The sequence below is a fragment of the Streptomyces shenzhenensis genome (assembly GCF_003688995.1).
GTDB classification, from domain to species: domain Bacteria; phylum Actinomycetota; class Actinomycetes; order Streptomycetales; family Streptomycetaceae; genus Streptomyces; species Streptomyces shenzhenensis_A.
Genome location: NZ_PENI01000013.1, coordinates 43,846 through 62,221 on the forward strand (window position 1 = coordinate 43,846; position 18,376 = coordinate 62,221).

Sequence of the window (18,376 nt, forward strand, 5' to 3'; positions counted from 1 at the left end):
TCGATGTTCGATATGTTCACGGCATGGAGCGACGATCACTGCGCGCCGCGCGTCTGGCCACCTTCACGTACTTCGTCCTCAACGGGACCCTGCTGGGGATGTGGATCGTGCAGATCCCGTCCATCGAGCGGCGCGTCGGCATCAGCCACGCCGTGCTGGGCGGGTTTCTGCTGCTGCTCGGGGCCGGGGCCTTCGTGGGCATGCGGGCGGCCGGACCGGCGGCGGACCGGCTGGGCACGAAAACGGTCGTGCCCGCCTCGGCGGCCCTGTGCAGCGCCGCCCTGGTGCTGCCCGGACTGGCCACGGGTCCCTGGACGCTCGCCGTCGCCCTCGCCGTGCTCGGCTTCGGCAACGGCTGTCTGGACGTGAGCATGAACGCCCACGCCGTCGAGGTCGAGAAGGCGTACGGCCGCCCGGTGATGTCCGCGTTCCACGCGACCTTCTCGGTCGGCGGTGTGCTGGCCGCCCTCGCGGGCGCGGCCACCGCCGGCTGGTCCTGGAGCCCGGCGGCGACGCTGGGCACGGCGGCCGTCCTCGGGCTCGTGGTCTCCGGCTGCGCCGCGCCCGGCCTGCTGCCCTCCCGCACCGCGCCCGCCGCCGACGGCGGCGGCGCCGCACCGGGCACGGGCGGCGCCGCGCCCGCCCGGATCTGGTTCCTGGCCGTGCTCGCCCTGCTGATCATGCTCTGCGAGGGAGTCGCCAACGACTGGAGCGTCCTGCATCTGCGGACCGTCCTCGGCGCCTCCGACAGCGCGGCGGCCTTCGCCTACGGCGCCTTCGCGGCGGCGATGACCGTCGGCCGCCTCCTCGCCGACCGCGTCTCGGCCCGCTTCGGCCCGGCCGCGATCCTGCGCTACGGCGCCGCGGTGGCCGCCCTGGGCCTGTCGGCCGCCGCGCTGTCACCGTGGATACCGCTCGCCCTGGCCGGGTGGGGCCTGTTCGGTGCCGGGCTGTCCGGCTGCGTCCCGCAGCTCTTCAGCGCGGCCGGACACGCCGACGACTCGGCCGCGGGCGCCAATGTCTCCCGGGTGGCCGGCCTCGGCTATCTCGGCATGCTCGCCGGTCCCGCCCTGATCGGCTGGCTCACCCACCTGGTCCCGCTGAACCTGGCCTTCTTCCTCCCCGTGGCGTGCTGCGTCGCCGCGGTCGCCGCCGCGGGGGTACTGCGTCCCCGGCTCAGCATGCCGTAGCCGCCGGCCGCGGTCAGTCCGAGCCACTTCGAGGCGTCGAGCACGCCGACGACCCGGCCGCGGGCGCCAATGCCTCCCGGGTGGCCGGCCTCGGCTGTCTCGGCATGCTCGCCGGTCCCACCGTCATCGCCGACTCACCCACCCGGCCCCACGGAAGCCGGCCCTCCGACGTGCCGCGTCACCGCCACATGGATGCCACACCCCCAACTCAGCACGCCACGGCCGCCGGCCGCGGTCCGTCCGAGCCACTTCGAGGCGATCGAGCACGCCGACGACTCGGCCGCGGACGCCTGTCTCCCGGGAGCCGGTCCCGCCGCCGTCGGCCGGCTCAGCCACCTGGCCCCGCGGAACCTGGCCTTCCGGCGTGCCGTAGTCGTCGGCCGTGGTCCGTCCGGGCCGGCCGGGCCGCGGCGTTGCGGGCCGGCCGGCCTGGGGTCACGAGCGGCGCGAGCGCCGTGCGGCGGCGAACATCCCTGCGGCGCCGATGACGACGACGAGGGCCGCGGCGCCGGCGATCGGGCCGACCGGCGCGCTCGAACCCGTCTCCGCCAGCGGCGGGGAGCTGTCGTCGGGCGACGGCTCGGCGGTGGGCGGGGCCGACTGCAGGGGCGGGACGTCCGCGCTGGTGGGGGGCGTCCTGTCCGGCTTGGGGGTGGTCGGTTCGGCGGGGGGTGTGCTGTCCGCCGGGGTGGCGGGCGTCGTGGGCTCCGTCGGGGTCGGGCCCGGCTGCGAGGGCGTCGGGGTGGGCGAGTCGGGCGTGCCCGGGGCGCAGGCCTTGTCGCCGCCGTTCCACGCCGCGATGAGGTGGTAGGGGGTGGCGACGTTGTCGGGCCGGTACGGCGCCGGGCCGTGGCCCTCGCCCGTCCCGCCGTCGTAGGTGACGTCGTCGCCGTACAGGTCGATCTGGCCGTAGCAGTCGGGCGACTTCACGGTGAGCCGCTGCCAGGTCCGCTGCGCGCCGTCCGCGCCGGCGATGTCCGCGGCGGTCAGATAGACGGTGGCCTTGTCGGCCAGGGTCTGGCGGCCCGAGGTCTCCCAGTCGGGGCCCTCGGTGGTGTACTCGGCCAGCGAGACGGGGTACTTGCAGCCCTCGGCCACGGACTGACCCGCGGCCAGCCGGACCTCGACGGTTCCCGGGGCGGTGTCCCACTGGTGGAATCCGCCCTGCGAGGTCCAGTCGGCGCCGACGACGTTTCCGTCGGCACCGACTATCCGGTACTGGACCGTGGCGGACTGGCAGCCCCCGCCCGGCGTGGCGCTCGCCGCGCCCGCCCCGAGTACGGGGACGGCGGCGGCGAGGGCGGTTGCGGCGAGGGCGGCGACGGTTCTGGGGCGATACGAACGCGACAAGGTGAGCCTCTGCGAAAGTGATGTGTGGGAGGTGGCGGGCGCGAGGACGGACACCGACGCGGACCGGCGGACCCCGACGGACCCCGGCCGACACCGGCAGGCACCGATGGAGACCGCGGAGACGGCGGACACGCCTGATACGGCGGGCGACAGCCGGACCGGCCGAGCCGCTCGCGCCCCTTCGCTCACTTCAGTCACAGCGAAGGAGCTGGATGAATTCTTGTCACCTTTCACAACTCCCGTCAATCCTTCACGAGTTCGCCATGTCGGCGGCGGTCTCAGTAAGGCGGCGGGAGCTCCTGCTCGGCCCAGATGATCTTGCCGTCGGCCGCGTACCGGGCCCCCCACCGATGGGCGAGCTGGGCCACCAGGAACAGGCCCCGGCCGCCCTCGTCCATGCTGCGGGCGTGCCGCAGCCGCGGAGCGGTGCTGCTGCCGTCGGCGACCTCACAGGTCAGCCGGGAGTCACGGATCAGCCGCACCCGCACCGGCGGTGAGCCGTAGCGGATCGCGTTGGTGACCAGCTCGCTGACGATGAGCTCGGTCGTCATGGCCAGTTCCGGGCAGCCCCACTGCGTCACCTGCCGGGTCGCCCGGGTGCGCAGATCGGCGACGGCCGCCGGGTCGAGGGGCACCTCCCAGGAGGCGACCCGGTCGGCGCCCAGACCGTGCGTGCGCGCCAGCAGCAGCGCGATGTCGTCGAGCTGCGGCTTGGCGACCAGTTGCTGCGCGGCGGTGCGGCACAGGGTGTCGATGTCGAGGCCGGGCCGGGACAGCAACTGGCCGAGCCGGGCCATGCCCACACCCATGTCGCGGTCGGTCCCCTCGACCAGGCCGTCGGTGTAGAGGCCGAGCAGGCTGTCCTCGGCGAGTTCGATCTCGGTGGCCTCGAAGGCCACCCCGCCCAGGCCGAGCGGCGGGCCCGCGGGCAGCTCCGGAAAGGAGACCTGGCCGTCGGGGGTGACCACCACCGGGGGCGGATGGCCCGCGCGGGCCATCGCGCACCGCCGGGTCACCGGGTCGTAGACGGCGTACAGACAGGTCGCCCCGAGGAACGACGTCGCGGTCTGGTGGGCGGCCTCGTCGTCGGGCTCCTCCGCGCTCAGCCGCAGCACGAGATCGTCCAGGTGGGCCAGCAGCTCGTCGGGCGGCATCTCCATGTCGGCGAGGGTCTGCACGGCGGTGCGCAGCCGGCCCATGGTCGCGGCGGCGGCGATGCCGTGCCCAACGACATCGCCGACGACGAGGCCCACCCGGGCGCCGGAGAGCGGGATCACGTCGAACCAGTCGCCGCCGACCCCGCCGGTCGCGTTGGCCGGCAGATAGGAGGAGGCCACCTCCATGGCCGTGCCGCCCGTCAGGACGTGCGGGAGCAGGCTGCGCTGCAGCGTGACCGCCGCCGTGTGCTCCCGGCTGTAGCGGCGGGCGTTGTCGACACAGAGCGCGGCCCGCGCGACCAGCTCCCGGGCCAGCAGGACGTCGTCCGGGTGGAAGGGGACCGGATTGAGCGAGCGCATGAACGAGGCAAGGCCGAGGACGGTGTTCCGGGCCCGCATCGGCACGGCGATCATGGAGTGCAGTCCGTACTCGCGCATCCGGGCCGCGCGGACGGGCTCCTCGGACGCCCACAGCGGGTCGGCGGGGTCGAGGACGGGGGTGAAGATCGGGTCGCCCTCGACGAGCAGGTTCAGGTCGTGGGGCGGGGGGATGAAGTCCACCCGCTCCCCGATCCGCGCGAGCGCCTCCGGGCAGCCGTCCCGCACCGAGCTCATGCCGGCCCTGCGCATCACGGGCCGCGCCGTGGCCGGTCCGGCGTCGGACAGCCACGCTCCGTGCCCCTGTGTGCTCAGCACGGGCTCCAGCAGGTCGACGACGACGAAGTCGGCGAAGCGGGGCACGGCGAAGTCCGCCAGTTCCTGCGCGGTCCGCATCACGTCGAGGGTCCGGCCGACGCTGCTGCCGGCCTCGTTGACCATCAGCAGAAGCCGGCGCGCGTGCCAGCGCTCGGTGATGTCCAGGACCATGTAGCAGACGCCGGTGACCGCGCCGACGGCGTCGACCAGCGGGAAGAACGACGCGGAGTAGGCGTGCTGGCGGTGCGGATCGGCCCAGCTCCAGCCCTCGTACTCGTAGTCGGTGACCGGTATCCCGGTCACCATCACCTTGCGCATCAGGCCTTCCAGCGTCTCCGCCTGCAGACCGGGCAGCAGCTCGCTCAGCCGCCGGCCCAGCCGCTGTTCACGGGGCACGCCGCCGAACCGCTCCAGGGTGTCGTTGAGCCAGAGGTAGCGCAGCTGGGGGTCCATCACGGCCATGCCGACCGGGGAACGGGTCAGGAAGCCGTCGAGGACGGACTGGCCCATCGTCCACTGCGGCAGCTGTTCCCGGGCCGAGACCAGGAAGCACTCGTCCTCGCCGATCCGGAACGACGCCGACACCCGCAGGTCGGCCTCGATGCGGTGGCCGTCCCGGTGCCGCAGCGGGATCAGGCCGCTCCAGCCCATGCCCTCGCGGCATCGCTCCACGATGCCGGCGAGCCGCAGCGGATCCCCGGCCAGTGCCAGCAGCCGGGCGCCGGAGTGGCCCACGATCTCCTGGGCGGCATAGCCGAGCAGCGCCTGTGCGCCGCTGGTCCACCCGACGACGGTGCCCCGTGCGGCGATCACCGCCACCGCGTCGTTGGACGCGTCGAAGAGATCGCGCGGCCCTGCCGTCGGAGGCGCTTCGGATCCGTTTCGCCCAGCTGTCATCTCTCCCATCCTCTATACGACAATATGGTCCTGCTTGCCCGCCGGATGTGCACGGTCCGCGCCACCGGCGCCTACCGGCACGGTCCGCCCGGCAGCTGAGCGGGTCGAACGAAGTCCGCTGTGGTTCGGCCCTTCCAGCGGAACACTCAGTCGGTGCCGAGCGTCCGGGCGATGAGCAGGGTGGCGTCGTCCCGGCCGTCCGGGGCGCACAGCGCGTCGAGCAGCCGGTCGCACAGGTCCTCCAGGGAGCGGTCGGGGCCGTCCAGGAGGCCGAGCAGCAGGCCGAGCAGGACGTCGAGACGGTCGTCGATGGCGTCGTGGCGGGTCTCGACCAGGCCGTCGGTGTAGAGGACGAGCAGGTCACCGGGGGCGAGGCCGACGGTGCTGCTGAGGAACGTGACCCCGCCCACGCCCAGCGGGGCACCGGTGGGCAGGTCCAGCAGCCGCGGCGGGCCGCCGCCCCGTACCAGGACGGGCGGCAGATGTCCGGCGTTGGCGAGGCGGCACTCCCCGCGGCCGGGGTCGTAGACGGCGTAGAGGCAGGTCGCGATGTAGTGCTCGAGACCGCCGGCGGTCCGGTCCAGGTGCTGGAGCACCTGCGCCGGGTCGAAGTCGAGGTCGGCGAGTGTGCGGGCGGCGGTGCGCAGCCGGCCCATGGTGGCCGCCGCGTCGATGCCGCTGCCCATCACGTCGCCCACGACCAGCACGGTCCTGCCGTCGCCGAGGGCGATGGCGTCGAACCAGTCGCCGCCCACCTCGCCGGCCGCGTGGGCGGGCCGGTAGCGGGTGGCGACCTCCAGGCCCGCCAGCCGCGGCGGTTCCTCGGGCAGCAGGCTGCGCTGCAGGGTGACCGCGGTGTTGCGCACGCACTGGAACCAGCGGGCGTTGTCGATGCTGACCGCGGCGCGGGCGGCCAGCTCCCCGGCCAGCACGACGTCGTCCTCGCCGAAGGGCTGCGGGTTGCGGACCCGCTTGAGGTCCAGGGCCCCGAGCACCTCGCCGCGGGCGATCAGGGGCACCGCGAGATAGGAGTGCATGCCCGCCCGGGCGAGCGGCGCGACGGCCTCGGGGGCGCGGGCGATGCGCGTCAGATCGCGGTCGGTCACGTGTGCGACCAGGACCGGCCGGGCGGTGTGCACACATTCGCTGACCAGCCGGTCGGCGGCGTAGGCGGCCAGTTCCCCGGGCACGTCGGCGGCCCGGGTTGCGTCGGTCGGGTGGCCCGCGACCAGGGCGAGGGTGCGCAACAGCGCGGGACCGCCGGTGTGCGCGCCGGGATGGCAGGACAGGACCGAGTCGAGGACGTCCACGGCCGCGACGTCCGCGAGTCCGGGCACGGTGACCTCGGCGAGTTCACGGGCGGTCCGGTCGACGTCCAGGGTGGTGCCGACGCGTGCGGAGGCTTCGGCGATCAGGGCGAGGCGCTTGTGCGCCCGCTCGGCCTCCAGGGTGGCGCGGTGGCGTTCGGTGACGTCCACGAAGGCCCCGGCGACGCCGAGCACCCGCCCGCCGGAGTCCTCCAGCCGGAAGTACGAGACGGACCAGGCGTGGTCGTGATCGGGGTCGGCGGGCGTGCGGCCGACCGTGTACCGGTCGATGATCGGGCGGCCGGTCTCCAGCACCCCGTGCAGCGCGGCCTCGATGGCGTCGACGTTCAGGTTCGGCAGGATGTCGCGCACGGTCCGGCCGATGCAGGCCTCGGCGGGGATGCCGTTGATCCGCTCCAGCGCGGGGTTCACGGTCAGGTACCGCAGGTCGGTGCCCTTGATCGACAGTCCGATGGGGGACTGGGAGACCAGACGCTCGGACAGGGCCAGGTCGGTCTCGACCCGCTGGAGGGTGTCGTGGTCGGCGGCGATGCCCAGGGCGTAGACGTCCCCCAGATGATCGAGCAACCGCATGTTGCGGAACTCGACCAGCCGGGTGCCACCGTCCTTGTGCCGGATCGGGAAGGAACCGGCCCAGTTGGCGCCGGTCGCCATCACATCGGCGAACAGGGCCTTCATCAGGTCCAGGTCCGCCTCGTGCACGAACAGCCGGGCCGCATACGCGCCGAGCGCCTCCTCGGCGCTGTAGCCGAACAGCTCCTCGGCGGGCGCGCTCCAGAACACGATGCGGCCGTCGGAGTCCAGTACCACCGCGGCGACGCCGAGGACGTCGAGGAGTCCGTACCGCTCGCGCGATCCGGCGCTCCGCAGAATGCCGTCGGCCCGGAAGGATTCGGCAGTCATCCCGGTCCTCCCTCCGTCCGGCAGCGGGTAGCGCTGCGCAGCGTGCGGCGCCGGCCCCGGGCGGTGGCCGGCGCGACCTGCCCCCATGGTCTCTCCGCCGGTGGCGGGCACGCATCCGCCGGCGCGGCGGCCACCGCAGGACGGCCAGGGCCGGCGGGCGGGTCGGGGTCACCGGAACGCCGGCCGCCGCGGCACCCCGGCGATGCGGGCGAATCCGCCCGGCCCGAGCAGGGCACGCGGTTCGGCGTCGAAGCGGTCGGCCACGGGCCGGGTGGCGTCCAGCGCGGTGTTCCCCGCCTCGGTCGGTTCCAGGACGACGGCGCGGTGCTCACGCGGGTGCGGCGCCTTCGCCGGCAGACCGGCGGCGGTGAGCCGGCGGACCGACGGCGGTGAGCGGGGACTCGCGCAGGCCGAGGAAAAGGCCCGGCCGGTCGCGCACCGAGTAGAACGCGCCTCCGGCGGCGGCGAGGTGACGCTGGAACCGGACATCCGCGAGGAGCTGTGCCGGCAGTACGGCTTCCTGCACGGCGGGGTCCGCGGCCGATCACCGCCGGGTACAGCATCGACTGCCTGCGCCCGGTCATGGAGCGCGCGGCGAGCTGACAGGCCGACGCGGCACGGTGGACGGTGACCTGACGAGCCGTGAGACTGGAGGCTTCGCAGCCCTCGACCGGGATGGTGATCATGTATCAGGAAACTCCGCGCGTCGAACTCACCCCGCAGGCCGCCGACCTGGTCCGCCGGCTGCGCGCCTCGCACGGCCCGCTGATGTTCCACCAGTCCGGCGGCTGCTGCGACGGCAGCGCCCCCATGTGCTACCCGGACGGCGAGTTCCGCACCGGCGGTTCGGACGTGCTGCTGGCCGAGTTGGAGGTCGAGGGCGTCGCCGAGCCGGTCACGTTCTGGATGTCGCGCAGCCAGTACGAGGTGTGGAGCCACACGCGGCTGATCGTGGACGTGGTACCCGGACGGGGCAGCGGCTTCTCCCTGGAGGCACCCGAAGGCGTGCGCTTCCTCACCCGTTCGCGTGTGGTCGACGCCTAGGCACCTCCGCGGACATCGGAGTCTGCTGCACTTCCCCTGACTCCAGCGTCGGTTGACGAGACATCAGGGGTGGCAGTGACACGTCGGCACAGGCGGCTCGCGGCAGGCAGAACGGCACTCACGGTCCTCACGGCATTCGGCGTCCTGGCCGGTGCGGCCCTGACGGGGGCGGCACCGGCCGCCGCCGTACCGGGCGCCGCCGCGCTCGCGCCGGGCGTGACCTACCGGCAGTTCGACCTGCCGGCCGCCAAGGGGACGACGCACATCCATGTGCTCGGCGTCGATCTGCGCGACCCGCGGGTCCGCCTGGACCTGCTGCACCCGGGGGCGGTCGCGGCCCGCTCCCCCGTCTCGGCGCTGGCCGACGCGGCGGGCGCGGTCGCGGGTGTGAACGGCGACTTCTTCAACATCACCGAGACCCAGCACCCCGGCGTCGAGGCGACGGGCGCGAGCGTGGGACCGGTGATCGCGCGCGGCCGGGTGGTCAAGGCCGCGGTGCCGCGGGGCCAGCGGTTCGGCCCCCCGCTGCCGCCCGGCACGACCACCGAGGAGGTCTTCGGCGTGGGCACCGACCGGCGGGCCCGCCTGGACCGGCTCACACTGCTCGGCTCCGTCCGCACGCCCGCCGGGCAGGTGCCGCTCGGCGGCCTCAACCAGTACGCGCTGCCGGTGGACTCGGTGGGCGCGTTCACCGCGCAGTGGGGCGGCGCCTCCCGGGTGCGCGCCACCTGCGGCACGGACACCGAACGGGCCGCCGCGTGCAGCAGGGACACCTACGAGGTGACGGTCCGTCAGGGACGCGTGGTGGCCGCCTCCCGCACCCCCGGCCGTGGTCCCGTCGCCGCGGGCGCCACGGTCCTGGTGGGCCGGGAGGCGGGAGCACAGCGGCTGCGGAAGCTGTCCGTGGGCGAGCGGGTGACGGTACGGCACCGGCTGGTGGCGGCCGGTCCCCGGACCCGCTACCGCTTCGCGCTCGGCGGCTATCCGGTGCTGCGCGGCGGCCGGCCGCTGCCCGGCCTCGACGGCACCACCGCCGCGGTGCGCACCGCCGTCGGCATCGCGGCCGGCGGGCGGCGCCTGCTGCTGCTCGCCGTGGACGGTGCGCCCGCCTATCGCAGCGGTCTGACCATCGCCGAAGTGGCGGGCGAGATGCGGAGGTTGGGCGCGGTCGACGCGTTCAGCCTGGACGGCGGCGGTTCGACGACGCTGGTCGCCCGGGCGCCCGGCAGGCGCACGGTGTCGGTGCGCAACCACCCGAGCGGTGGCGTCGAGCGTCCGGTGCCCAACGGCATCGGGGTCTTCTCGGCTCCCTGAGCCGGGCCGGGTGCGCGGCCCGCGGCCGCCGGGTCACGGCCGCAGGCCGCTCACCAGGTCCGCGGTCGCGGTGAGCCCGCTCTGGATGGTGGGGGCCATGCTGGTGCTGGCCAGGTAGAAGCCGAGCAGCACACAGATCAGGGCGTGGGAGATCTTCAGCGCGCCGTTGCGCAGGAAGAACACGGCCAGGATCAGAAGCAGCAGCACCACAGAGATGGAAATGGCCATCGCGAACCTCCTCCGCCACGCCAGTTCGCGGCGTTCGGCCGTAAGTGTGGCGTAGCGGAGGGTTCGTCCGGGGGGCTGACGTGTCCCCCGATCGAGTGGTGTTCGCGGTCCCGCTACGCCGCGGCGTGGGCGTCCAGGAACGCCTCGAGGCCCGCGAGGTCGTCGGTGTTGAGGTAGTCGACGCCGGCGGCGAGCAGTTCGGCCCACAGCGCGTCCCGGGCCGGGCCCGCCGCATCAGGGGTGGCCCAGAAGCGGATCTGCTGCCCGCGTGCGTGTGCCGCCGCCACGATGGAGCGCAGCTTCTGCCGCTCGACGTCCGGGAACCGGCCCGCGCCCAGCCAGCTGAAGTTGAGCGTCCAGTTGTCGCTGATCAGCGGGATGAAGGAGGCCGGTGCCGAGGTGCCGAGGTCGGCCAGCCGGCCGTCGTAGAACGCGCGGCGCTCGCTCTGGGCCGCCATCGGCGTACGGGCGGCACGGTCGCCGGAGATCACCGCGGTGACCGGCCCGGGGTGCACGCGCCCGTGCGCGTAGGTGGTGAACAGATGCTTGTAGCGCCGCAGATGGCGGTCGAGTTCGAGGTAGGTCGAGGAGCCCTCGGTCTTGATGTCGATGAGGAGCTGCAGGGGCTTGCGCGCGCCCCGGTACACCGCGCCGTGATTGGCCCGGACCCGGGCGGCGAGCGGGTCGAGGTAGAGGGATTCGAGGGTGCGGGACGGATCGAGGTCGGCCACGTCGTGGCCGATGAGGAGCTGGTCGCCGACGAGGTAGATGTCGGCCTCGACGCTGCCGAAGCGGTGGTCGAGGGCGTCGAAGAGGGGGCGCGGATGCTCGTAGTCGTTGTGGGCGTGGGCGCGCCACAGCGGACGGGGGCGGCGCGCGGTGTCGCCTGCCCACGCCTGCGCGGCGGGCAGGGCGACCGCGCCCGTGAGGGCGGCGCCGAGGGTCGTGAGGGCTCTGCGGCGAGTGGTGAGGGCCATGCTCTGCCTCCCTGGTGGGGCCGGGTGGGACCGAAGGGAGTATGCGTGCCGCCGCGACCCGAGTGCCCTGTCCGTGCGGGGAGTTGGCCGGACCGCCGTCGTACGTTCACTTCCCCGAACCGGCACACCCCGGACAGCCCACCCCGGCCGGGACGGGCCGCCGTCAGCTGTCGCGGGGACAGGTCAGGGGGCGGGCAGGTTGATGAGTTCTGCCAGGGCTGTGCGGTGTGCGCCCGCTGTGCCGAGGGCGATGGAGTCCGCCTTGGCCCGCTTGAGGTACAGATGGACCGGGTGCTCCCAGGTCATGCCGATGCCGCCGTGCAGTTGCAGCGCCTCCTCGGCGGCACGCACCGCGACGGGCGCCGCGTAGGCCTGGGCGACGGCCACCGCGACGTCGGTGTCGGTGCCGGTGGCCAGCGCGTCGGCCGCGGCCCGTGCGGCGGCCCGGAGGTGGACGACCTGGAGCCACAGCTGGGCGAGCCGGTGTTTGAGCGCCTGGAATCCGCCGACCGGCCGGTCGAACTGCCTGCGCTCCTTGAGATGCCGGACGGTCTCGGTCAACGCCCACTCCGCTACGCCCAGTTGCTCGGAGGCGAGCAGTCCGGCTCCGGCCCGCAGGGCCCGTCGTACGGCGGGTTCGGCCTCGCCCAGCCGGCGTGCGCCCCGCGCTCCGTCGAGGACGACGCGGGCCACCGGCCGGGTCAGGTCGAGGGACACCTGCGGGACGACGGCCGCGGCGGCGGCGTCGACCGCGTACAGCCCGCCGTCGTCGGCGGGCACCAGCAGCACGTCGGCGACGGCCGCGTCGGCGATCCCGGTCAACTCCCCGCGCAGCGCGCCACCTTCGAGCCGCACCCGGTCGAACGGGGCGCCCGGTGCGGTGTGCAGCCCGACCGCGAGCACACCGATCGTCGTCGCGCTCGCCAGCCCGGCCAGCAGGTCGTCGGCGCCGCAGGCCAGCAGCGCCTCGGTGGCCACCACGGCGCTCGTCAGATACGGCACGGGCGCGACACTGCGCCCCAACTCCTCCAGGACGACGGCCGCTTCGCGGTGGCCGGCGCCCTGGCCTGCGAGTTCCTCGGGCACCAGCAGGCCCGCGAGGCCCATGCCGCCGGCGAGCGACTTCCACAGCGGCACGTCGTGCGGGGCGTCCGACTCGGTGCGGGCGATGACGCCGGCCGCGTCGCAGTGGTCCGTGAGCAGGTCGCGGACGGCGGCGCGCAGCGCCTCTTCCTCCGGCGAGTGGAGCAGGTCCGGATCGGTGCTCATCGGGCCAGGTCCTTCCAGGCGACGTCCTTGTCGGTGCGGGGCTCGGCGGGCAGGCCGAGGACCCGCTCGGCGACGATGTTCAGCAGGATCTCGCTGGTGCCGCCCTCGATGCTGTTGCCCTTGGCGCGGAGGTAGCGGTAGCCGGCCTCGCGGCCGGTGAAGTCGACGAGTTCGGGGCGGCGCGGGGTCCAGTCGTCGTACAACAGGCCCTCCTCGCCGAGGAGTTCCACCTCCAGCGCGCTGATCTCCTGGTTGAGGCGGGCGAAGGCGAGCTTCGTGCCGGAGCCCTCGGGCCCTGGCTGGCCCGCGACGAGCTGCTGGCGCAGGCGTTCGGCGGTGAGGCGGGCCACCTCGGACTCGACCCACAGGCCGAGGAGCCGCTGGTGCAGGTCATGGGTGCGCAGCTCGGGGCGTTCCCGCCAGGTCCTGGCGACCGGGCCGATCATGCCGCCCTCGCGGGGCAGCCGCATCCCGCCGATGGAGACGCGCTCGTTCATGAGCGTGGTCCGCGCCACCCGCCAGCCGTCGCCGACGGCACCGAGGCGGCGGGAGTCGGGGATGCGGACGCCGGTCAGGAACACCTCGTTGAACTCGGCCTCGCCGGTGAGCTGGCGCAGCGGCCGCACCTCGACGCCGGGGTCGGTCATGTCGCAGACGAAGTAGGTGATGCCCTGGTGCTTGGGCACGCCCGGGTCGGTGCGGGCGATGAGGATGGCCCAGCGCGCGAGATGGGCGCTGGAGGTCCACACCTTCTGCCCGTCGACCACCCAGGTGTCGCCGTCGCGGACGGCCCGGGTGCCGAGCGCGGCCAGGTCGGATCCGGCGCCCGGCTCGCTGAACAGCTGGCACCAGACCTCCTCGCCCGTCCACAGGGGGCGCAGAAAGCGCCGCTGCTGCTCCTCGGTGCCGTGGCGCAGGACGGTGGGCGCCGCCATGCCGAGGCCGATGCCGATCCGCCGTGGGTCGTTGTCGGGGGCGCCGGCGGCCGCCAGTTCGGCGTCCACGACGGCCTGGAGCGCGCGTGGGGCGCCGAGGCCGCCGAGCCCCTCCGGGTAGTGCACCCAGGCCAGTCCCGCGTCGAAGCGTGCCTTCAGGAAGTCCAGGCGGTCGGTGCTCGCGGGCGGCTGCCCTGCCAGCAACGCGCGGGTACGGCGGCGCAGTTCGGCGGCGTCGGTCATGCGACGGCTCCGTTCTCCGGTGCCGGTACGACGACGGCCCGGCCGGTGGTCACACCGTCGGCGACACGCTGCACGGCCGCCGCGGCCTCGGCCAACGGCACCCGCGCACTGACCAGCGGCCGGATCGCACCCCGCGCGGCCAGTTCGGTGAGCTGTGCGTGGCAGTGCTGGACCAGCTCGGGCTGCTTGGCGGGATACAGGCCCCAGTGCAGGCCGAGGATCGAGTAGTTCTTCACCAGGGCGTGGTGGAGCGCGGGGCTCGGGACGGTGCCGCTCGCGAAGCCGACGACGACGATGCGGCCCTCGAAGGCGACGGTCTTCGCGGACTGGGTGTACGCGTCACCGCCGACCGGGTCGTAGACCACGTCGGCGCCCCGGCCGCCGGTGGCCTGCCTGACCGCGGCGACGACGTCCTCGGCGTACCGGTCGACGACCGTGTCGCAGCCCAGTTCGCGGGCGACGGCGGCCTTGCCTGCGCCGCCCACGACGCCGATGACCGTGGCCCCGGCCGCCTTGCCGAGCTGAACGGCAGCGCTGCCGACCCCGCCGGCGGCGGCGTGCACGAGCAGTGTCTCGCCGGCCCGGAGGCGGGCCCGGCGGTGCAGGCCGAACCAGCCGGTCTGGTAGCCGATGTGCAGCGCGGCGGCCTCGGCGTCGTCCAGCGCGTCGGGCGCGGGCAGCAGGGCGGCGGCGTCGGCGACGGCGTACTCGGCGAAGCCGCCGTGCGGCAGCGCCGGGTTGGCGATCACCCGGCGGCCGTCCGCGGTCTCGCCGCAGATCTCCACTCCCGGGGTGAACGGCAGCGGCGGGCGGACCTGGTACTGGCCGCGGCACAGCAGCGCGTCCGGGAAGTTGACGCCCGCGGCGCGCACCCGCAGCAGGACCTGTCCCTCGCCGGGCGTGGGGGGCGCCGTCTCCGTGAGCCGCATCACCTCGCTCGGTTCGCCGCTCTCGTGCACCTGCCATGCCTGCATGCGGGGCCTCCACGGGACTGCGTCGTCCGACCGTGCTCGACCGCATACTAAGCGGTCGCTTGCACCCCTGGGAAGCCGCCGTCAGTCCGTCCGGGAACAGTCGCCGTCGGCCGTCCGGAAACAGCCGCCGTCAGCGGTCAGGGAGCAGCCGCCGTCAGTCGTCCTCGGCGCGCCGGGCCGGCCGCGCCCGCACATGCATCCGCTCGCCCTGCGGCCCGAAGAGGCTGAGGAACTCCACCGGCCCCTCCCCCGTCGACCCGAACCAGTGCGGGACCCGGGTGTCGAACTCCGCCGCCTCCCCCGCCCCGAGCACCACGTCGTGCTCGCCGAGCACCAGCCGCAGCCGCCCGGACAGCACATAGAGCCACTCGTAGCCCTCGTGCGTGCGCGGGTCGGGCTCCAGGCTGCGCTGCGGTTCGAGCACCTTGAAGGCCTGCAGCCCGCCCGGCTGGCGGGTCAGCGGCCAGTGCGTGCGCCCGTACCGCACGATCGGCTTGGTCGCCCCCACCCGCGGGTCACCGACGGGCGGGGCGCCCACCAGCTCGTCCAGTGGCACCTGGTGCGCCCGCGCGATCGGCAGCAGCAGCTCCAGCGATGGCCTGCGCAGGCCCGCCTCCAGCCGCGAGAGCGTGCTCACCGAGATGCCGGTCGCCGCCGAGAGCCCGGCGAGCGTGGCGCCCCGCTCCTTGCGGATCCGCCGCAGGCGCGGGCCGACCTCGGCGAGCACCTCGTCCGTGTCGTCGCCCGCGCGGTCCTCCGCACGGTCGTTCGTGTCACCCATGCACTCATTGCAGTTTCGGCAAACGCGTTTGTCAACACGGCAGCACGCGGGCGACTGTCTCCGTGGAGGTGGTCACCATGACCGAACAGACCGGGCAGACCGAGAACACCGAGCACACCGAGTCATACGAAGCGATCGTCGTCGGCGGCGGGGCGGCCGGGCTGTCCGCCGCGCTGGTTCTGGGGCGCGCCAGGCGCCGCACGCTGGTCGTCGACGCGGGCGAGCCGCGCAACGCGCCCGCCGCGCACATGCAGGGCTATCTGAGCCGCGACGGCATGCCGCCCGCCGAGTTCCTCGCCACGGGCCGCGCGGAGATCGCGCGCTACGGCGTGGAGCTGGTCAGGGACCGCGCGGTGGACGTGACGCGCGACGCGGACTTCGGCGTGACACTGGCCGGCGGGCGGACGGTGCGCGCCCGGCACCTGGTGGTGGCGACCGGCCTGCGGGACGAGCTGCCGCCGGTGGACGGGCTCGCCGAGCGCTTCGGCCGGGACGTGCTGCACTGCCCGTACTGCCACGGCTGGGAGGTGCGGGACCGGGCGTTCGGTGTGCTCGCCACGTCCCCGATGAGCGTCCACCAGGCGCTCATGGTGACCCAGTGGTCCGCGGACGTGGCCCTCTTCCTGCACCAGGTCGCCGAGGACGAGCTGTCCGACGACGAGCTGCGCAGGCTGGCGGCGGCCCGGGTGCGGGTGGTGCCGGGCGAGGTCACGGGGCTGGCGGTCGCGCAGGACCGGCTGACCGGGGTGCGGCTCGCGGACCGGACGGTCCACGAGCGCGAGGTGCTGTTCGTGGCGCCGCGGGCGGTGCCGCAGACCGATCTGCTGGTGCGGCTGGGCGCCGAGATGCGCGAGACCCCCTTCGGCACCTTCCCCGCGGTCGACGAGCGGGGCCTGACGAGCGTGCCGGGCCTGTGGGCGGCGGGCAACGCGAGCGGCTTCGCCGAGCAGGTGGTGAACGCGGCGAGCCGCGGCTACCGGGCGGGCGCGGCGATCAACGGGGAGCTGCTCTTCGCCGATCTCGACGCGGCCGTCGGGGTGTAGTACCGGCGCCCCCGTTGCACCATGGCTGCATGCTGCTGGCCCGGCTCGCCCAAGTGTCCCGGGAGGTCGCCGCCACCGCGGCACGGACCCGGAAGACCGCCCTGCTCGCCGCGTTGTTCCGGGACGCGGAGCCGGACGACGTGCCGATCGTCATCCCCTATCTGGCGGGCCGGCTGCCGCAGGGCCGGCTCGGCGTCGGCTGGAAGGTGCTCGGCCGGCGCGTGCCCCCGGCCGCGGAGCCGTCCCTCACCGTGCGCGAGGTGGACGCCCGCCTCACCGAGCTGGGCAAGCTCTCCGGACCCGGCTCGCAGGCGGAGCGGTCCCGGCTTGTCGGTGCGCTGCTCGGCGCGGCCACCGGGGACGAGCAGCGCTTCCTTCTCGGACTGCTCACCGGCGAGGTGCGGCAGGGCGCTCTGGACGCCGTCGCCGTGGCGGGCCTGGCGCAGGCGACCGGGGCGGACCCGGCGGAGGTCCGGCGGGCGGTGATGCTCGCCGGGTCGCTCCAGCCGGTCGCCGCGGCGCTGCTGGCGGACGGACCCGGGACGCTGGACCGGTTCCGGCTCGTCGTCGGCCGCCCGGTGCAGCCGATGCTGGCGCGTACCGCCGCCTCGGTCACGGAGGCCGTCGGGAAGCTGGGCGCCTGCGCGGTCGAGGAGAAGCTCGACGGCATCCGCGTCCAGCTGCACCGGGACGGCGGCTCGGTGCGCATCCACACCCGTACGCTCGACGACATCACCGACCGGCTGCCCGAGGTGACGGCCGCCGCGCTGGAGCTGACGGGCGAACGGTTCGTCCTGGACGGCGAGGTGATCTCCTTCGACCCGGCGGGCCGGCCCCGGTCGTTCCAGGAGACGGCCGGGCGGGTCGGCTCCCGGGTGGACGTGGCCCGGGCCGCCCGGGAGGTGCCCGTCTCGCCGGTGTTCTTCGACGCCCTCGCGGTCGCCGACCGTGACCTGTTGGACCTGTCGTTCGCCGAGCGGCACGCGGAGCTGGCGCGGCTGGTGCCCGAGCCGATGCGGGTGCGCCGGACCCTGGTGTCCGGTCCCGAGGACGTCCGGGAGGCGGAGCGGTTCCTCGCCGAGACCCTGGAGCGCGGCCACGAGGGCGTCGTGGTGAAGGCCCTGGACGCGCCCTACAGCGCGGGCCGCCGCGGGGCGTCCTGGCTGAAGGTCAAGCCCGTGCACACCCTGGACCTGGTGGTCCTGGCCGCCGAATGGGGACACGGCCGCCGCACCGGCTGGCTCTCCAACCTCCATCTGGGCGCGCGCGGCCGGGACGGCGGCTTCGTCATGCTCGGCAAGACGTTCAAGGGCCTGACCGACGCGATGCTCACCTGGCAGACCGAGCGGCTGCGGGAGCTGGCCGTCGCGGACGACGGCTGGGTGGTCACCGTACGCCCCGAACTCGTCGTCGAGATCGCCTACGACGGCCTGCAGCGGTCCTCCCGCTATCCGGCCGGCGTCACCCTGCGCTTCGCCCGTGTGGTCCGCTACCGCGAGGACAAGCGGCCGGAGCAGGCCGACACCGTCGAGTCGCTGCTGGCCGCGCACCCCGAGGTCCGGCCGTGACGGGCCGGCGGAGCGCGGGCCTGCTGCTGTTCCGGCGCGCCGAGGACGGTCTCCAGGTGCTGCTCGGCCACATGGGCGGCCCCTTCTTCGCCCGGCGGGACACCGGTGCGTGGACCGTGCCGAAGGGCGAGTACGGGTCCGACGAGAGTGCCTGGGAGGCGGCCCGGCGCGAGTTCCGGGAGGAGCTGGGCGTGCCGCCGCCGGACGGTGCGGCCGTACCGCTGGGCGAGGTCCGGCAGACGGGCGGCAAGGTCGTCACGGTGTGGGCGGTGGAGGCGGACCTGGACCCGGCGGTTGTCGTGCCCGGCACCTTCCGGATGGAGTGGCCGCCCCGTTCGGGACAGCTTCGGGAGTTCCCGGAGCTTGACCGGGTGGAGTGGTTCGGGCTCGACCGGGCCGGGCGGCTGATCGTGACGGCGCAGGCCGCGTTCCTCGACCGGCTGACGGAGCACGCGGCCGGCCGGTGAGCGGCGGCCGGA

The 18,376-nt window shown here is 74.5% G+C and carries 16 protein-coding genes; 6 read left to right on the plus strand and 10 right to left on the minus strand.

Features of this window, described 5'->3' with window-relative positions; all coding sequences use genetic code 11:
- Positions 1–23: 23 nt before the first annotated feature.
- Positions 24–1,190, plus strand: coding sequence for an MFS transporter (locus tag CTZ28_RS20800; protein ID WP_121891159.1), 1,167 nt, complete (start codon positions 24–26; stop codon positions 1,188–1,190).
- A 435-nt stretch (positions 1,191–1,625) separates the two neighbouring features.
- Here the strand turns inward: CTZ28_RS20800 and CTZ28_RS20805 are convergent, their stop codons facing one another.
- The 4 genes from CTZ28_RS20805 to CTZ28_RS47110 form a co-directional block, all read right to left on the minus strand.
- Entirely contained in the window at positions 1,626–2,540 is a 915-nt protein-coding gene (locus CTZ28_RS20805) for a hypothetical protein (RefSeq protein WP_121891160.1), read from the minus strand.
- A 278-nt stretch (positions 2,541–2,818) separates the two neighbouring features.
- Positions 2,819–5,290, minus strand: coding sequence for a SpoIIE family protein phosphatase (locus tag CTZ28_RS20810; protein WP_121891161.1), 2,472 nt, complete (start codon positions 5,288–5,290; stop codon positions 2,819–2,821).
- Between the two features lie 146 nt (positions 5,291–5,436).
- The gene (locus CTZ28_RS20815; RefSeq protein WP_121891162.1) at positions 5,437–7,521 is read right to left on the minus strand and encodes a SpoIIE family protein phosphatase; all 2,085 of its coding nucleotides are present in this window, start codon (positions 7,519–7,521) and stop codon (positions 5,437–5,439) included.
- Positions 7,522–7,689: 168 nt separating this feature from the next.
- Positions 7,690–8,010, minus strand: a complete 321-nt coding sequence (locus CTZ28_RS47110) for a MarR family winged helix-turn-helix transcriptional regulator (RefSeq protein WP_121891163.1) — start codon at positions 8,008–8,010, stop codon at positions 7,690–7,692.
- Between the two features lie 195 nt (positions 8,011–8,205).
- Between CTZ28_RS47110 and CTZ28_RS20830 the strand changes: the two genes are divergently transcribed.
- Both CTZ28_RS20830 and CTZ28_RS20835 read left to right on the plus strand, forming a co-directional pair.
- The gene (locus CTZ28_RS20830; protein ID WP_121891322.1) at positions 8,206–8,565 is read left to right on the plus strand and encodes a DUF779 domain-containing protein; all 360 of its coding nucleotides are present in this window, start codon (positions 8,206–8,208) and stop codon (positions 8,563–8,565) included.
- A gap of 75 nt (positions 8,566–8,640) precedes the next feature.
- Entirely contained in the window at positions 8,641–9,879 is a 1,239-nt protein-coding gene (locus tag CTZ28_RS20835; RefSeq protein WP_121891164.1) for a phosphodiester glycosidase family protein, read from the plus strand.
- 33 nt (positions 9,880–9,912) lie between these two features.
- Here CTZ28_RS20835 and CTZ28_RS20840 read toward each other — a convergent pair whose 3' ends face one another.
- The 6 genes from CTZ28_RS20840 to CTZ28_RS20865 form a co-directional block, all read right to left on the minus strand.
- Positions 9,913–10,107, minus strand: coding sequence for a hypothetical protein (locus tag CTZ28_RS20840; RefSeq protein ID WP_121891165.1), 195 nt, complete (start codon positions 10,105–10,107; stop codon positions 9,913–9,915).
- A gap of 113 nt (positions 10,108–10,220) precedes the next feature.
- Entirely contained in the window at positions 10,221–11,084 is an 864-nt protein-coding gene (locus tag CTZ28_RS20845) for a phosphatidylinositol-specific phospholipase C/glycerophosphodiester phosphodiesterase family protein (protein WP_121891166.1), read from the minus strand.
- 183 nt (positions 11,085–11,267) lie between these two features.
- The gene (locus tag CTZ28_RS20850) at positions 11,268–12,353 is read right to left on the minus strand and encodes an acyl-CoA dehydrogenase family protein (protein ID WP_121891167.1); all 1,086 of its coding nucleotides are present in this window, start codon (positions 12,351–12,353) and stop codon (positions 11,268–11,270) included.
- Positions 12,350–13,531, minus strand: a complete 1,182-nt coding sequence (locus CTZ28_RS20855) for an acyl-CoA dehydrogenase family protein (protein ID WP_121891168.1) — start codon at positions 13,529–13,531, stop codon at positions 12,350–12,352. Before CTZ28_RS20855 ends, CTZ28_RS20850 begins: the two co-directional genes overlap by 4 nt.
- Complete coding sequence (locus CTZ28_RS20860) at positions 13,528–14,505, minus strand: NADPH:quinone oxidoreductase family protein (RefSeq protein ID WP_121891169.1); 978 nt, start codon at positions 14,503–14,505, stop codon at positions 13,528–13,530. Before CTZ28_RS20860 ends, CTZ28_RS20855 begins: the two co-directional genes overlap by 4 nt.
- Before the next feature lie 154 nt (positions 14,506–14,659).
- Positions 14,660–15,286: a helix-turn-helix domain-containing protein gene (locus tag CTZ28_RS20865; RefSeq protein WP_121891170.1), complete on the minus strand. Its 627-nt coding sequence runs from the start codon at positions 15,284–15,286 to the stop codon at positions 14,660–14,662.
- A 77-nt stretch (positions 15,287–15,363) separates the two neighbouring features.
- Between CTZ28_RS20865 and CTZ28_RS20870 the strand changes: the two genes are divergently transcribed.
- The 3 genes from CTZ28_RS20870 to CTZ28_RS20880 are packed head-to-tail and all read left to right on the plus strand — an operon-like array spanning position 15,364 to position 18,364.
- Positions 15,364–16,329, plus strand: coding sequence for an NAD(P)/FAD-dependent oxidoreductase (locus tag CTZ28_RS20870; protein WP_121891323.1), 966 nt, complete (start codon positions 15,364–15,366; stop codon positions 16,327–16,329).
- 29 nt (positions 16,330–16,358) lie between these two features.
- The gene (locus tag CTZ28_RS20875) at positions 16,359–17,897 is read left to right on the plus strand and encodes an ATP-dependent DNA ligase (protein ID WP_121891171.1); all 1,539 of its coding nucleotides are present in this window, start codon (positions 16,359–16,361) and stop codon (positions 17,895–17,897) included.
- A complete protein-coding gene (locus tag CTZ28_RS20880; RefSeq protein ID WP_121891172.1) occupies positions 17,894–18,364 on the plus strand; it encodes an NUDIX hydrolase in 471 nt (156 codons plus the stop codon). Before CTZ28_RS20875 ends, CTZ28_RS20880 begins: the two co-directional genes overlap by 4 nt.
- Positions 18,365–18,376 lie beyond the last annotated feature (12 nt).

Coding starts and splice junctions, on each gene's coding strand:
- CTZ28_RS20800 (WP_121891159.1), top strand. CDS start 24: ATGGAGCGACGATCACTGCGCGCCGCGCGTCTGGCCACCTTCACGTAC.
- CTZ28_RS20810 (WP_121891161.1), bottom strand. CDS start 5,290: ATGACAGCTGGGCGAAACGGATCCGAAGCGCCTCCGACGGCAGGGCCG.
- CTZ28_RS20815 (WP_121891162.1), bottom strand. CDS start 7,521: ATGACTGCCGAATCCTTCCGGGCCGACGGCATTCTGCGGAGCGCCGGA.
- CTZ28_RS47110 (WP_121891163.1), bottom strand. CDS start 8,010: ATGTCCGGTTCCAGCGTCACCTCGCCGCCGCCGGAGGCGCGTTCTACT.
- CTZ28_RS20830 (WP_121891322.1), top strand. CDS start 8,206: ATGTATCAGGAAACTCCGCGCGTCGAACTCACCCCGCAGGCCGCCGAC.
- CTZ28_RS20840 (WP_121891165.1), bottom strand. CDS start 10,107: ATGGCCATTTCCATCTCTGTGGTGCTGCTGCTTCTGATCCTGGCCGTG.
- CTZ28_RS20845 (WP_121891166.1), bottom strand. CDS start 11,084: ATGGCCCTCACCACTCGCCGCAGAGCCCTCACGACCCTCGGCGCCGCC.
- CTZ28_RS20850 (WP_121891167.1), bottom strand. CDS start 12,353: ATGAGCACCGATCCGGACCTGCTCCACTCGCCGGAGGAAGAGGCGCTG.
- CTZ28_RS20855 (WP_121891168.1), bottom strand. CDS start 13,531: ATGACCGACGCCGCCGAACTGCGCCGCCGTACCCGCGCGTTGCTGGCA.
- CTZ28_RS20860 (WP_121891169.1), bottom strand. CDS start 14,505: ATGCAGGCATGGCAGGTGCACGAGAGCGGCGAACCGAGCGAGGTGATG.
- CTZ28_RS20865 (WP_121891170.1), bottom strand. CDS start 15,286: ATGGGTGACACGAACGACCGTGCGGAGGACCGCGCGGGCGACGACACG.
- CTZ28_RS20870 (WP_121891323.1), top strand. CDS start 15,364: ATGACCGAACAGACCGGGCAGACCGAGAACACCGAGCACACCGAGTCA.
- CTZ28_RS20875 (WP_121891171.1), top strand. CDS start 16,359: ATGCTGCTGGCCCGGCTCGCCCAAGTGTCCCGGGAGGTCGCCGCCACC.